This window comes from Vibrio sp. SSH13-20 (assembly GCF_040104475.1).
GTDB classification, from domain to species: Bacteria; Pseudomonadota; Gammaproteobacteria; order Enterobacterales; family Vibrionaceae; genus Vibrio; species Vibrio harveyi.
In genome coordinates this window covers 505,419-522,963 of sequence record NZ_JBECOU010000001.1, presented here as the reverse complement: position 1 = coordinate 522,963, position 17,545 = coordinate 505,419, and the positions used below count along the sequence as shown (strand labels likewise).

Annotated in this window: 1 protein-coding gene; it reads right to left on the bottom strand. The window is 48.9% G+C overall.

Translation table 11 applies throughout. The features are described from left to right. Positions 1-382 precede the first annotated feature (382 nt). Entirely contained in the window at positions 383-17,353 is a 16,971-nt protein-coding gene (locus ABMY42_RS02450; protein WP_349265915.1) for a tandem-95 repeat protein, read from the bottom strand. Positions 17,354-17,545 lie beyond the last annotated feature (192 nt).

Below are 17,545 nucleotides of genomic sequence, written 5' to 3'. Positions count from 1 at the left end.
TCATTGGTTCGGGGTCAAGGAAAACAACGCAGCGTAATAGTCAGCTCTTTCCAAGTTGTTTGACACAGCCATTGATTCAATAAAGAAGCGAGTCAATGACACGCTCCCGAAGGGCGAGCTGTCTTGGTTTGTATACTTTGTTGTCGATTCTTGATTTAGACCCACTAGACCTTTAAATCGCCGCCGCGTCTACAAACCAAGCCATTCTCGCTGAACCTAACATCTCGAGGTTACTTGGGTATAAACTAACTAAGAATACTTTTTTCAATTTCCAAGTTTTTTCTACAGCTCACAGAAAGAAATCCAACAAAAAAGCCATGCAAAGTAGACTCTGCATGACTTTGGTTTGGGCAGCAATGACACTGCCCTAGTCTAGGACTGGTTACATTGAGCTTTGATCGAAATCGTTGCCTTGGTCAGTACCCGTTTGAGTATCCGAGTCGAAGCTGCCAGAGTCATCCGTGAAGTCAACACCTTGATCTTGACCTCCCGCACTTGTCCAGTCGCTGCCGCCAGATTCCATACCCGCCATGTCTGGTTGCTGATCTTGAGCAGAACCTTGCATGGTGTATTGATCATCGACTTCAACTTCAACTGTGCCACTCGCACCTTCTACTGCGCTGCCCAATTCATCGTAACCTTGGAATTGGATTTCGCTCGTACCTTCGTAACCTTCTGGTAAGTCAACCGATACTGGTTGGTTCAGGTTGCCACTTAATGTGAAGCTGCCATCGCCATTATCCAGTGCGTTGCTTACTGATGCACCATCAGGTAGACCGGACATTTCTGCATAATCCACCGATTCGTTGCCACTGACCTCATCTGGAACCGAGATAGAAATGGTATCGCCAGGTGCTGCAGTCACATCAGCTGCGCTCTCCTCTTCACTGTCTGCACCGTTTGCTGCTTGCTCTTCAGGCTGTTGCGCTTCGCCAACTTGCTGCTTGGATGATGCTTGAGCAGTTTGAATTTGTGGCTCGTCGCTTTGCGCTGAATCGTCCGCAACTTGGATGCTCAGATTCTGAGTCGATACTTCACCGTTTTCGTTGACCTGAACATCCATAGCCAAATTGCCATCGAAGTCATCGTTCGGCCAGTACGTCCACTCTTCATCACCTGATTTCGCGAAGAAACCAGCATCGTTTGCATCGGCGACATCCAACACTTCTGCAGAAGGGCTAATGCCAAGCTCATCAATCAACTGTGCTTCCGTTAGTGTTAGTGAACCATCATCAGCCAGTGCATAGCCTTCGCTGGTTGTGGTTTCACCTTCACCTTGGATGTCGACATTAAAGAAGCTCTCAATGCGGTTTTCACCGTCAGTTGCAATAAAGCCTACTTGAACATCTCCGGTGTAGCCTTCTGCTGGTGTGAATTGGTAGTTACCTTGGTTATCGGTCTCTATCACACCTTGACCTTCCATTAGGCTCACTGACTCAATGCTCAAGCTGTCACCTTCTGCATCGCTCAAGGTCGATAGCATGTCATCATTGGTGAACGACAAGGTGCCATCCGCTGCCATTTCTGTGGTAGAAATGCTGTCGATTTCTGGAGAAGCATTCTCTTGTGGTGCGTCTTCTTTCACGACCACACCTGTTTGCTCATCATGAAGCACACCGTCTTTATCAATCACATAAGCGATATCCGCTTCACCAGTAAAGCCTGGTGCTGGATTGAATGTCCATGTGCCATCACCGTTATCGACAATTTCACCTTGGCTGCGATCAGCTAGGTGCACGAATTTCACTTCATCACCCGCGTCAGCGTCTACGTTCTCTGCCAATCCGATTAGGTCATCTGCGGTTAGGATAACAGGTTCACCCGCTAGGGTTTCGAAGTCACCTGAATCGATGCCATCTTCGAACTCTTCTGGCTCGTCACCATAATCCACCGTTGTTGCGGTCACGGTTACGAAGAACTCGCCATTAAAGTCAGCCGGAGGCGTCATTTGCAGATCTGAAATATCCCACTCGTTCAAGTCGATGTATTGACCCGGTTCCGTAATGGTAATGGTGTTCACACCATCCGTAACTTCGAAGCCAACAGGGAAACCAGTCATCACTAGGTTACTCAGCGTTTCTGAATCGTCGATCAGACCAACATTCAAGCCTAGGTGACCCGTTTCGTCCTCACCAAACACTAACGGACCATCATGGTCGGTTGTGATGACCGCGCCATCCGCAACAGGGCGAACAAACACTGGTACATCAAGTACCGTCTCAAACTCACCGTCACTTACCACAACTTGCAAGTCAGAAACCCCTGCAAAATCGCCAGTCGGTGTGAATGTCCAAGTACCGTCACCGTTATCTGTTACCTCACCACCATCTTCACCTTCTGCGGTGATAATGCGTGATACGACTAGGTTTTCAGTGTCAATGTCGCCGAACAAGTTCATCAGGTCGCCAGCGTCGAAGGTGAATGCGCCATCCTCGTCGGTTGCCATAAAGGCATTACCCACATTGAATGGAGCATCGTTGACTGGAATGACATCCACATTCAACGAGCCTTCAACCACTTCTTCACCATCCGTCGCGGTGTAGCCCAGTTCCACCAAACCATTGAAGTCTTGAGTGGTTACCAAGTGGTACATACCATCTGGTTGCTGAGTTAATGTCGCGTTTGCAGGAGCACGAACCGTGATGCTTTCTACGCTGATTTCGTCACCATCAAGATCCGAAACTTGATCAGCGATGTAAGCTGGGTCAATCACCATGACCACATCTTCTTCGCCTTGCATCTGGATGGTTGGCGCTTCCGGTGCATCGTTAACCGCTTCGATGTTTAGATTGCCTTCAACCGGCGTCACTAAATCACCATCGCTGACGCCGAACGACATTGGCACATCACCATTGAAGTTCTCAGCCGGAGTGAATGACCAAGTACCATCACCGTTGTCTAGCAAGTCACCGTATTGCTCATCAATCACTAGGTCGACAGCAGACAGTTCATCGTAGGTGTTGTCGATGTCTGTCGCGTTAGCAAGCAACATGTCCTGCGTGATAAGAATGGTGGTATCTTCGGTGCCAGCAATATTCACTGGCGTTGATTGCGGCGCATCGTTAATTGGGTTCACCGTTAGGTCGACGCCCACTTCCACGCTCGCACCATCGTTATCAATCAAGTCGAAACTTAGGTCGATATCGCCATTGAAGTTCGCATCAGGCGTAATCGTGAAACTACCATCTTGGTTCTCAACAACGGTCGCATTGGCTACCGCGGTTAAGTTCACCGCTTCTAGATTATCGCTGTCGACGTCACCCGCTTGAGCCAGTAACTGCTCTTGACTCAATGTGATTGAACCGTCTTCATCGACGCTGTAAGCCAAGTCGCCAGATACCGGAGCATCGTTGACTGGCAATACATCAATGTTCGCGTTGGTTGTCGCAGTTGCACCGTCTTCATCAGCGATGACTACATCGAGACTTACGCCACCGTTGAAATTTTCATTTGGCGCGAAGCTGTAAGTGCCATCGTCATTCGCCGTTAAAATACCGTCGCTACCACTGTAAGAGACGCTTTCTAGGCTCACGTCACCTTCCACATCGCTTGATTGCGCTAGCAGTTGCTCTTCCGTGAAGATAATGACTTCGTCTTCATTGACAGAGTAACTTGTCGCACCTGCAATTGGTGGATCGTTCACCTCAAGAACGGTAATACCCGCTGTTGTTGTATCAACCGCGCCGTCCTCGTCAACCACGACAACATCTAGGCTAACATCGCCATTGAAGTTTTCGTTTGGTGAGAAGGTGTAAGTACCATCGCCATTAATTTCTAGCACACCGTCGTTACCGCTGTAGCTCACGCTATCAACCGCGACATCTCCTTCGACGTCTGATGAATTCGCGAGTAACTGCTCGTCACTAATGGTGATCGAGTTGTCTTCATGCACTGTGTAAGACGTGCTGCCTGCCACCGGTGGATCGTTCTCTGGCGTCACACTCACATCAATGTTGGCAGAGGTTGTATCCGTACCGTCTGATACATCAAACGTGAAGTTCACGTCACCATTGAAGTTCTCGTTCGGTGCGAAGCTGTAAGTGCCATCACCATTATCGGTTAGGACACCGTCCGCGCCAGTGTAAGTCACACCTTCAACTGTTAGGTTGTCACCTTCTACATCCGTCGCGCCTGTTAATAGGTCTGCATCTGTAAAGGTAAGAAGACCGTCCTCACCCACGGTGAACGCTTGATCTTGTGGCTCTGGAGCGTCATTGACTGGTGTTACTGTTAAGTCGAGACCAGCCGCAACCACTTCTTCGCCATCCGTGACATCGTAACTAAACTCAATGTCACCGTAGAAGTTCTCGCTTGGAGTAATGGTGAAGCTGCCATCCTCGTTCATTTCAACCGTCGCATTTTCATCATTGGTGCTCAGGTTGATTGCACTTAGGTCGTCACCATCGATATCAACAGCGTGTTCAAGTAACTGCTCTTGAGTCAGCGTAATACTGTTGTCTTCGGCAGTGACTGCGCTGATGTCACCCGTCACTTCTGGTGCATCATTAGTTGGCGAGATATGAATCGTCACATCTTGCGTCGCTGTCGCCGTGGTTCCGGTATCCACATCTGTAGAGATTGCGTTCACGGTTAACGTCACATCGCCGTTGAAGTCCGCAGAAGGGATAAACTCTAGTCCGTCTAGCTCGCCTGGTTGCAGTGACCAAGTGCCGTCGCCATTATCAACACCTGCTGATAGTGAGCTGCCTTCTGGCACATCTTCAATCAAGATAGCGAGGTTTTCTGAGCCATCGGTATCGGTTAACGCCGCATCAATATCAAGCGGCACTGGCGTATCTTCGGTACCAATGATTTGGTAATCCGCGTCCGCTACCGTGATTTCGATGTTGTCGATGCCGAACGACTCGTCAGGAATACTTTGGTTTAGCGTAGAACCAAAGCCTAACTGAAGCTGACCGTCTTCCACCGGAACGGTTAAGTTCACTTGGTGGGCCTGATCATTCCAGAAGCTAAAGCCTTCGCCTTGTGAAGAGCCGTGGACAACTTCACCTACTTCGTTACCGTTAGAGTCGTAAAGCGTTGTCGTACCATCTTGAGTACGGAACGCGGAGTTCTCCAAGGTGGTTAGCTGTTCACCGCCGACAAAGATTTGGAACGACTCGCCATCCCAAGAATCGATTTCGTAGAAGCTAAACGAAATATTCACTTCATTGACATCGCTTGGGATCTCGTAGGTTTTGCTGACCGCTTCATCACCGCCAGTGCCACCAATACGACCCAGCATATCGCCCGTTTCGAAGCCTTGAGAGCTTTCAGTGTTCGCGTTCCAACCGTTCGAGCCAGACTCGAAGTTATCAGAGGCAATCACCAAGTCCGAAGCAATCGACAGCTCTGGCATATCAACCACAGATTGAACATCAATGTTCGCTTCTGCTGGAACCGTTGCGGTGCCATCGTTGACATCAAACGTCACGTTGACGTTGCCATCGAAGTTTTCGTTTGGTGCGAAGGTGTACGTGCCGTCACCGTTATCGACTAACGTACCACTGTCAGAAGCAACGTTTTCAACCGTTAGGTTATCACCATCGATATCACCTGCATTTTGCAGCAGTTGCTCTTCGGTAAAGGTGAAGCTGGTGTCTTCTTGCGTGACGAACTGTGGCTGACCAACCGTTGGTAGGTCGTTTACTGGATTCACAGTCAGATCGGCAGTCGCTTGAATAGTTGCATCGCCGTCCGTAATGTCGAAGCTCAGATCAATGTCGCCATTGAAGTCCGCATCTGGTGTGATAGTGAAGCTGCCGTCATCGTTCGCAACAACGGTCGCATTGCCGTCAACAGTGAGGTTCGCTGCGGTTAGGTCATCGCCATCTACGTCGCCTGCTTGCGCAAGAAGCTGCTCTTGGCTGAGGGTGATAGAACCATCTTCATCCACGCTGTAAGCCAAATCACCTGATACTGGAGCATCGTTGACTGGCAATACATCAATGTTTGCATTGGTTGCTACCGTTGCACCATCTTCATCGGTCACGACAACATCTAGGCTGACATCACCGTTGAAGTTTTCGTTTGGCGCGAAGCTGAATGTGCCATCGCCGTTGTCAGTAAAGATACCATCAGAGCCGCTGTAGCTGACGCTATCAATCGCCACCTCACCTTCAACGTCAGAAGCATTCGCCAATAGCTGCTCAGAGCTGATGGTGATGACTTCGTCTTCGTTCACTGAGTAGCTGGTCGCGCCGGCGATTGGTGGATCGTTCACCTCAAGTACCGTGATACCTGCGGTGGTTGAATCCGTCGCACCGTCTTCATCGACAACCACAACGTCAAGGCTCACTTCACCATTGAAGTTCTCGTTTGGCGAGAAGGTGTAAGTGCCGTCACCATTGTCTTGGAACACACCATCTGCGCCACTGTAGCTCACGCTATCAACCGAAACATCGCCTTCAATATCTGACGAATTCGCTAGTAATTGCTCATCGCTGATGGTGATCGAGTTGTCTTCGTGCACGGTGTAAGACGTGCTACCTGCCACCGGTGGATCGTTCTCTGGCGTCACGCTTACATCGATGTTTGCGGTCACGGTATCCGTGCCATCAGAAACATCGAAGGTAAAGTTCACGTCGCCATTGAAGTTTTCGTTTGGCGCGAAGCTGTAAGTGCCATCACCATTGTCGGTTAGAACACCATCTGTGCCAGTGTAAGACACACTTTCTACCGATAGGTCATCGCCATCGATATCCGTTGCGCCATCAAGCAGATCTTCATCAGTGAACAGCAAGACGCCATCTTCACCAATGGTGAACGCTTGATCTTCTGGCTGTGGTAGGTCATTAACTGGGTTAACCGTTAGGTCAGCCGTTGCAACAATAGTGTCGGTGCCATCGTTGATGTCGAACGTGATATCAATGTCACCATTGAAGTTCGCATCAGGCGTAATGGTAAAGCTGCCATCATCATTTGCCGTAACCGTTGCATCACCGTCAACCACTAGGTTAGTCGCGGTTAGCGCGTCGCCTTCTACATCCGATGCTTGAGCAAGAAGCTGCTCTTGGCTTAGCGTAATTGAATTGTCTTCATCGACACTGTAAGCCAAGTTGCCCGATACTGGCGCATCATTGATTGGTAAGACATCGACTGTGATGTAAGTATCGACCTCAGCGCCGTCTTCATCGCGAATGGTTACATCCAACTGCACTTGACCGTTGAAGTTTTCATTCGGTGCAAAGCTACATGTGCCATCGCCATTTACTGAGAAGATGCCATCTGGACCGTCGTAGCTGATGCCTACTAGCTCAACGTCGCCTTCAACATCCGAAGCATTCAATAGCACTTGCGATTCACTAAAGGTTAGAACTTGGTCTTCATCGATAGTGTATGCGGTAGGACCTGCGATTGGTGGGTCATTTACCTCAATCACAGTAATGCCAGCAGTGGTAGAGTCCGTTGCACCCTCTTCATCGACAACGACAACATCTAGGCTCACCTCGCCGCTGAAGTTCTCGTTTGGTGAGAAGGTGTAAGTACCATCACCGTTAATTTCTAACACACCATCGTTACCGCTGTAGCTCACGCTATCAATCAACACATCGCCTTCAATATCCGATGAATTTGCTAATAGCTGTTCGTCACTGATGGTAATCGAATTGTCTTCATGAACGGTGTAAGCCGTGCTGCCTGCAACCGGTGGATCGTTCTCTGGCGTCACTGTTACATCGATATTTGCCGTCACGGTATCCGTGCCATCAGAAACATCGAAAGTGAAGCTCACGTCGCCATTGAAGTTCTCGTTTGGAGCGAAGCTATACGTGCCATCACCATTGTCAGTAAGAACACCGTCCGCGCCTGTGTAAGTGACGCCTTCAACAGATAGGTCATCCCCTTCAATATCGGTTGCGCCTGTTAGCAGATCCGCATCAGTAAAGGTCAGTAAACCATCTTCGCCAACAGTGAACGCTTGATCTTGTGGCTCTGGTGCGTCATTGACTGGTGATACCGTTAACTCAAGGTTCGTTGAGACAACATCATCGCCGTCAGACACATCGAACGTAAAGGTGATATCACCATTAAAGTCCGCATCTGGCGTTAAGGTGTAAGTACCGTCGCCATTGTCTGTGATGGTGATGTTTTCATCATCCGTTGCCAGATTCAGTGCTGTCAGTTGGTCTCCATCTAAGTCACTCGCATTCGCTAATAAGTCGTCTTGAGTGATCAGAATAGAACCATCTTCTTCAACCTGAGCAGATACCGGCAGCGCTTCCGGAGCATGCTCAATCGTTGCCCCAGTTGCGTTAATGTAGATGGTTTGGGACACGGTTTCAGAATCGTCATTCGATAATTCTGTTGCGGTCGCTGTCACGTGAATCTCAAGCTGTTCTGAGAAGTCTTCAGGCAGTTGAATTTCAATTTCTTTATCAATCGCCGTGGTTGGTATTGCAACTGAACCATCAGGACCAACGGTCACTTCACCACTGTAGATTTGACTGTTTACTTCACCGACATCAATAGTGAAGTTAAAGTCGGTGTAATCGGCATCGCCGCCACCGTAGAGATCTTCAAAGCCGTAAACCAATTCACCGTCTTCGTTCACGGTAGTTCGGGTATGTTCAATACCATCTTGGTTGAGCTCTGAGCTTGAACCACCATGGAAGACTGCATCACCGAATTGGCTTTGAATCACGGTTTCAGAACCATCAGCGCCAACAAACACGAGTTGTGGGTCAACTGTATCCATGTTCGCGGGAGAGCCATCTGCTGCACGAAACTCGTACTGACCATCTTGCATAGATGCAAAGTCATTGAAGTTGTGACCGTTAGGAATCAAGAATAGGTTGAAGCTTTCCCCTTCCGAGATTTGGAAGCTGAACTGATCTTGTCCCGAAATGAGGTCACCGCCTCCGCCAACTTGAGAGGCATTTTCGTACACCACTTCAACGCCCGTGATGTTGCCATCTTCATCGACTTTGTAGTAACCCGCTGTGTTTTGGTAACCCGCGGTTTCACCTTCAAACGTAACCGTGATTTCAGTATCGCTGTAACTGGTGATACCGTTATCTTGGTCGTTCAGTACACCTTCGTTGTCGTAAGTAACAACGGAGCCTTCTGGAACACCATCAACGGTCACGGTCAGCGTTTCTGACAAGTCTTGGTCAACCAAAGCTGCAGCAATATTCAACTCGACAACACCACCCGGATCAACGATGATCGCTTGGTCATCCACGATGGCACCATCACCATCTCGAATGACCAAATCAGGCGCATCTGCCACGGCTTCAATGTGAACATTAATGTCTTGCTCGACTTCATCAGTACCGTCAGAAACCGTAAAGCTGAACTGCAAATCTCCACTGAAGTGCTCTTCTGGTACGAAGCTAAACGTACCGTCACCGTTGTCTGTTACAGTACCTTCATCACCCGAGTAGTTGATGCTAGTAACAGATAAGTCATCGCCTTCAACATCAACTGCGCCACTCAGTAAGTCCGCCTCTGTAAACAAGATACTGCCATCTTCTTCGATGCTATACATGGCTGGTGCGACAATTGGGATATCGTTGACGGGATTAACCGTCAGTGTCATATCAGTTGAAGTGCTTAGTTCGCCGTCGTTCACTTCATAGGTAAACGCAATTTCACCATTAAAGTTCTCAGATGGCGTCACAGTGTAGGTACCGTCACCGTTGTCTACAATCGTTGCGTTAGGATCATTGGTTTCTAATGCCGTTGCGTATAGGTCATCACCATCTTGATCGCTGGCGTTTTCAAGCAGCATTTCTTGTGTCACGAGGATAGATCCATCCTCGTCCACGTCTGCCACGATTGGCGCTGCTTCTGGTGCGTCGTTGACGAACTCAACTTTCAGGTCGATGTTTGCCGCCACCACATCGGTGCCATCGCTCACATCAAACGTGAGGTCAACATTACCAAAGAAGCCCTGCTCTGGCGTTAATGTGTAAGTGCCATCGCCATTGTCTGTTACTTGAACCGTATCGCTTAAGCTCGTCACGTTCACAACAGATAAGTCATCGCCTTCGATGTCCGTCGCTTGAGCCAGCAGCTCTGCTTCAGTAATCGTGATGGCTTCGCCGTCTTCTGTGGTGAAGGACAAATCAGGTACATCTGGCAGGTCGTTCACTGGGTTAACGGTGAGGTTTAGATCCGCAGCGACGGTTTCAATCGCGTCAGTTACGTCATAAGTAAATTCGATTTCACCAAAGAAGTTTTCGCTCGGTGTAATCGTGAAGCTACCATCAGCGTTCTCAACGATCGTTGCATTAGGATCGTTGGTCGACAGGTTCACCGCTTCAAGGTTGTCACCATCCACGTCCGTCGCATTCGCTAACAAGTCTTCTTGAGTGATGGTAATTGAGCCATCTTCATCAACGACCGCATCAACTGGACCGCTAACCTCTGGACCTTCGTTGACGATCTCAACATCGATCTTCGCAGTGCTTGGTGCGCTTGCTTGACCATCGCTGATGTCGAAGGTCAGGTTCACTTCACCGTAGAAGTTCGAAGTTGGCTCGAAGGTAAAGGTGTTGTCGCCGTTGTCTGTCAACGTACCTTGTGACTGGTCAACAAGCAGCAGATTCTCGATATGCAGAATGTCGCCATCCACATCGGTCGCACCTGATAACAGGTCTTTTGCTTCGATGATGATGGTGCCGTTTTCTAGCATTTGAGTATGCAGCGGCGCACCAGGAACTGGCACATCGTTGACCGGAATAACGGTCAGATCTAGATGGGTATCGACTTCATCGGTGCCATCGAAGACTTTGTAATCGATATCGACTTCACCATTGAAGTTTTCATTCGGCATAAAGGTGTAAGTGCCGTCGCCATTGTCGACAAGCTCACCGTTATCACCGCTGTAAGAGATATCAGAGATAGACAGCGCATCGCCTTCCACATCACTTGCATTGGCAAGCAAATCATCCGCGCTAAACGTAATGCCCACATCCTCATCAGTCGACAACACAATCGGACCAGAAACAATTGGCGCATCGTTTACTGCTTCGAAGTTGATGTTGATGATGTTGTCGTCGGTGAGTTCACCATCTGTAACTTGGTAACCAAGCTCAATCTCACCGTAGAAGTTCTCATCTGGTGTGACTGTCCATGTACCATCGCCGTTGTCGGTTAACGTAGCGTGCTCCGCGTTATCCCCCACCAGCTCTAGATTTTGAATATCAAGAACGTCACTATCGATATCACTCGCTTGTGCGAGAAGCTGCTCTTCTGTGATTACCACAGAGGCAAACTGCGTAGAACCTTCGGTATCGATGGTCACATTTGGCAGATCAGCAGTCAGTTCGATTTCACTGTCACCTTCTCGGATATTCAGTTCTACCGTTTCTGTGATTTCCGTGCCGTCCACGCCGATAGATGTGAATACCGCTTCATCATGACAAGTTTGCGAAACCGTCATGTTTTGAACCACGTAAGTACCGTTACCTTGAATCGTTCCTAGCTCAAAGTAAGACACTGGCTCGTTCACCGTTAGGGTGTAATCCGTCTCATAACTACCACGATCTTCTTTGTGGTAAGTCATCGAGTCGATCAAGTCACCATCGGAGTTGAATGCTCGAATTTCCACTTCTGTAAAGTGGCGAGACTCTTCCATAAACCAGCCGCCTAGACCATCTAGGTGGAAGCTGATTTCGTTGATGTCTTGACCTTCAACGGTTACAGTCAGTTTTTCATCGCCACTCAAACCTTGGCGGTCAGTATCGCCAATACCATGCCCAATGTGCGTGTTACCATTCCAAGCACCAAGAGGGTCGTCGTTACTCTGCACCGTTACGGTCAAATCACCATCAGTGAACTGGCGAGTATATGGGTCAATTTCATCACCCCAATCATCAACACTCGCATTGTCATCAAACGTACCGATTTGAGTGGTATGCGTACCGTTCGCCAACGCATCATCATTTGGAATGAAGCGCACTTCCGTATCTGCAGGAACCTCCTGCCCGACTTCTAGCTGTACCCATTCGTCATTTAGATTCGCTTCAATGATGCCGTTTTCAGGGGCTTGGTCGAGACGTAACGCAGGCTCTTCACGCAGAGAAACACCCACGGTTTGATCTTCTTCCGCTTGAATAAAGATCTCGTCGCCCGCTTCTGGCGCATCGTTGACAGGGTTAACGGTCAGATCCAGCGTGGTCAGAACATCATTTTCGCCATCGCTGATGTTGTAAGTGAAGTCCAACTCTCCGTTAAAGTTTTCCGTATGCGTAATGGTGAATGAACCATCATCGTTGGCTACGATCGTCGCATCTGGGTCATTGGTTTGTAGATTGCTGGCAACAAGGTCATCACCTTCAATGTCTGTCGCATTCGCAAGCAACTGTTCTTGCGTGATGGTGATGGCATTATCTTCATCCACCTCAGCTTGAATACCTGACGTTTCTGGTGCGTCGTTCACCGCAATAACATCAATACCTGCCGTTGTCGTATCCGTTGCACCATCTTGGTCGATAACCGTAACGTCGAGCGAAATGTTACCGTCAAAGTTCTCATTTGGCGTGAAGGTATATGTGCCGTCGCCATTGTCCACGAAGCTACCGTCGTTACCAGAGTAGCTAACATTCGCCAAGGCTACATCGCCTTCCACATCAGAAGAGTTGGCTAACAACTGCTCGTCACTAATGATGATTTGACCATCTTCTTGAACCGTGTAAGACGTAGAACCTGCCACCGGAGGATCGTTCACTGGTGTCACGCTGACATCAATGAATGCTGGCGTTGAACCTGTGCCGTCAGACACATCGAATGTGAACTGAACATCACCGTTGAAGTTCTCATTCGGCGCGAAGCTGTAAGTGCCATCGCCATTGTCGGTAAGCACACCATCTGCACCTATGTAGAGAACGTTTTCGATAGACAGATCATCGCCGTCAATATCCGATGCGCCTTCCAATAGGTCTGCATCCGTGAACAGCAAGGTGCCATCTTCTTCTACCGTGAACTGTTGATCTTGCGCTTGTGGCAAGTCATTCACAGGATTAACCGTAATATCCAGACCAACTTGTACCGAACCACCATCGTTATCAATGATATCGAAGGTCAGATCTAGGTCGCCGTTGTAGTTTTCATCCGGTGTGATGGTGTAGCTGCCATCATCGTTGTATTGAATTGTCGCGTTGTCATCTGTCGATAGATTGATGGCTTCAAGGTTCTCACTATCAATATCGCCTGCTTTGGCAAGCAACTGCTCTTGGCTTAACGTAATTGAGCTGTCTTCGTTGATGGTGTAAGCCAAATCGCCCGATACTGGTGGATCGTTGATTGGTAAGACATCGACATTGATGTGTGTATCAACGGTTGCCCCATTCTCATCTTGAATGGTCACATCCAACTGAACTTGACCATTGAAGTTCTCGTTTGGTGCAAAGCTGCAAGTACCATCACCATTGACGGTAAAGATACCATCCGAGCCTTCATAGCTGATGCCAACAAGCTCTACATCGCCCTCGATATCAGATGCGTTGGCAAGAATTTGTGACTCACTGAATGTCAGTACTGAATCTTCGTCAACCGTGTAAGACGTTGGACCGGCAACTGGAGGGTCATTCACTTCAATGACCGTAATGCCTGCAGTCGTTTCGTCAATCGCATCTTGCTCATCCGCCACAATCACATCAAGGCTGATATCACCGCTGAAGTTCTCATTCGGCATGAAGGTGTAAGTGCCGTCACCGTTGTCTTGGAATACGCCATCGGTGCCTGAATAGGTCACGCTATCGATGGACACTGCTCCTTCCACATCCGAAGAGTTAGCCAGAAGCTGCTCGTCGGAAATGGTAATCGCATTATCTTCATCAACCGTGTAAGACGTAGAACCCGCAACCGGAGGATCGTTCACTGGAGTGACGCTCACGTCCACATTTGCAGGTACGGTCTCAGTGCCGTCAGAAACACCAAAGCTAAAGCTGACATCGCCGTTGAAGTTTTCATTTGGTGCAAAGGTGTAAGTACCATCACCGTGGTCAGTCAGCACACCATCGCTGCCTGTGTAGCTAATGCCATCAACCGTTAAGTTATCGCCATCGATGTCGGTCGCGCCAGCAAGTAGGTCTGCGTCGGTAAACTGCAGCGTGCCGTCTTCTTCAACACTAAACTGCTGGTCTTGAGGAACAGGAAGATCGTTAACCGGATTAACCGTTAGATCCGCCGTTGCTTGGATAGTGTCTGTGCCATCTGTAATGTTGAATTGGATATCAATGTCACCATTAAAGTCCGCATCTGGTGTAATCGTGAAGCTGCCATCATCGTTCGCTGTGACGGTTGCATTTCCATCTACAGTCAAATCGCTAGCAGTCAGGTCATCGCCCTCAATATCAGACGCTTGAGAAAGAAGCTGCTCTTGGCTGAGTGTAATCGCTCCATCTTCATCAACGCTGTAAGCCAAATCACCCGATACTGGCGCATCATTGATTGGCAATACATTCACATTAATGACGGTATCAACTTCTGCCCCATCTTCATCTCGAATGGTCACATCAAGTTGAACTTGTCCGTTAAAGTTCTCGTTTGGCGCGAAGCTGCACGTGCCATCATCGTTAACGGTGAAAATGCCATCCGGACCATCGTAGCTAATGCCAACAAGCTCTACATCACCTTCCACATCAGAGGCATTCAGCAGCACTTGCGACTCACTGAAGGTCAGAACAGAATCTTCATCAATAGTGTAAGAAGTTGGTCCTGCGACTGGTGGGTCGTTCACTTCCAGCACCGTAATGCCAGCAGTGGTGGCATCCGTTGCGCCTTCTTCATCAGCGACGACAACATCAAGCGTCACTTCACCATTAAAGTTTTCATTTGGAGAGAAGGTGTACGTACCGTCACCATTGATTTGCAACACACCATCGCTGCCAGAGTAGCTCACGCTATCAATCGAGACATCCCCTTCTAAATCCGAAGAATTTGCCAACAGTTGCGCGTCAGAAATGGTAATAGAGTTGTCTTCGTGAACCGTGTAAGACGTTGAACCAGCCACAGGAGGATCATTCACCGGCGTGACGCTCACATCTACATTCGCTGAAACCGTATCTGTGCCATCAGATACGTCGAAGCTGAAGTTTACATCGCCATTGAAGTTCTCATTTGGCGCAAAGCTATACGTGCCATCGCCATTGTCAGTTAGAACGCCGTCGGTTCCTTCGTAGCTGATTCCCGTTACAGAAAGGTCATCGCCTTCAATGTCGGTAGCACCTGCAAGCAGATCCGCATCAGTAAATTGCAGTGTGCCGTCCTCTTCCACACTGAATTGTTGGTCTTGAGGAACAGGCAGATCGTTGATTGGATTAACGGTTAGGTCAGCGGTTGCTTGAACGGTATTAGTGCCATCTGAGATATCAAAGCTAATGTCGATATCACCATTGAAATCTGCGTCTGGCGTGATGGTGAAGCTACCATCATCATTTTGAGTCACCGTCGCATTGCCATCTACCGAAAGGTTAGACGCCGTCAGTGCATCACCTTCCACATCGGAAGCTTGCGACAACAACTGCTCTTGGCTCAAACGAATCGAGCCATCTTCGTCCACCGAGTAAGCAAGATTGCCAGATACTGGTGCGTCATCGACAGGCGTGACGCTTACATCAATGTTGGCAGAAACCGTATCTGTGCCATCAGATACATCAAAGCTGAAGTTCACATCACCATTGAAGTTTTCATTTGGCGCAAAAGTGTAAGTCCCATTACCGTTGTCGGTCAGGATGCCGTCACCACCGTCGTAGCTTACGCCCTCAACTGTTAGGTTATCGCCTTCAATATCCGCTGCGCCAATAAGCAGGTCTGCATCGGTGAAGATCAGAGTGCCGTCTTCCTCCACGCTGAACTGCTGGTCTTGAGGAACAGGCAAATCGTTGACTGGGTTAACGGTTAGATCAGCGGTTACTTGAACGGTGTTCGTGCCATCTGAGATATCGAAGCTGATGTCGATATCACCGTTGAAGTCTGCGTCCGGCGTGATGGTGAAGCTGCCATCTTCGTTTTGAGTCACCGTCGCATTGCCATCTACCGAAAGGTTAGACGCCGTCAGTGCATCGCCTTCCACATCGGAAGCTTGCGACAACAACTGCTCTTGGCTCAAACGAATCGAGCCATCTTCATCCACCGAGTAAGCAAGATTGCCAGACACTGGTGCGTCATCGACTGGCGTAACGCTTACATCAATGTTGGCAGAAACCGTATCCGTGCCGTCGGACACATCAAAGCTGAAGTTCACATCGCCGTTGAAGTTTTCATTTGGCGCAAAAGTGTAAGTCCCATTGCCGTTGTCGGTCAGGATGCCGTCACCACCATCGTAGCTCACGCCTTCAATTGTTAGGTTGTCCCCTTCAATATCCGTTGCGCCAGCAAGCAGGTCAGCATCGGTGAAGATCAGAGTGCCGTCTTCTTCCACCTCAAAGGTTTTATCTTCAGGCACTGGTGCGTCATTGATTGGACGAACGGTTAAATCGATAGAACTTGAAACGGTTTCTTGACCATCACTGATATCAAACGTTAAGTCGAGTTCACCATTGAAATCAGCGTCCGGAACCACGGTGAACGTGCCGTCACCATTGTCTTGAACCGATGCATTCACACCTACTTGGACGTTAGACGCAACAAGGTCGTCGCCATCAACATCACTTGCGTATTCGAGTAATTGTTCTTGCGTGAAGGTAATGGTGCCGTCTTCATCCATGATGTAAGCCAGATCTTGTTCTACCTCTGGCGCATCGTTTTCACCTTCGACTTTGATTTGGAACGTTTCGCTCGTGGTTTCAGAGTCGAAATCATCTTCTACTTGCGTCGTGGTCTCTTCACTGGTGTCTTGAATGTCCACCGCAAAGGTTTCTTCTGTGGTTTCTGAATCTAGGTTATCACCACCTTGTGAACCTTCAGAATCGGATGAAGAGGCACTTGGCGCAGCCGAAGTTTGTACAGCTTGTCCTTGTGCTTCATTGCCTTCTGCGTCCGAACCACCTTCAGAGCCAGAGGCATCACCGCCACCAACAGCTTGTGCACCCGCACCGGAAGCCGCACCGCCGCTGCCAGACGCTTCTTCACCAGACCCACCGTCTGATGCCACGCTGTCTACCACGTTCGATTGAGCGGCATCCGAACCACCGCTACTCTCTGGCGAGTCTTCTTGTACCGCACCACCGGACGCCGAGGCTTCTTCCTCGGCACCTGCACCACTTGGGTTGTCTTCCATCGCCTGATTAGCTTCGTCTGCTGCATCGGTATTTTCAGCACCCGTCGCTACGGTCGAAGCAATCGTATTCTGTTGGTTTTGTTGATTCTGCTGCTGGGAGGGCGTACCCGCGTCATTGGTTTCCGTTTGTTCTACCGCGTCGTTTAGGTCTTTGTTTTGGTTATTTTGATTGTTGTCACCTGCCATTACAGCCTCCGTTGCCATTAGCTAACTGATCGTGTTTAGAGGCAGTAAAGGACACCATTCTGGAAAACCAACTTTTTTATCCAACTTTTTTCATACTCATGTTGTTTAACCAGAAAGAGGTAAAAAAAATTTGAAAACGCAATTTAAAGATCCTTAGTTATTGTCATTAAAGCAATTAGGGCGGTGGAACAA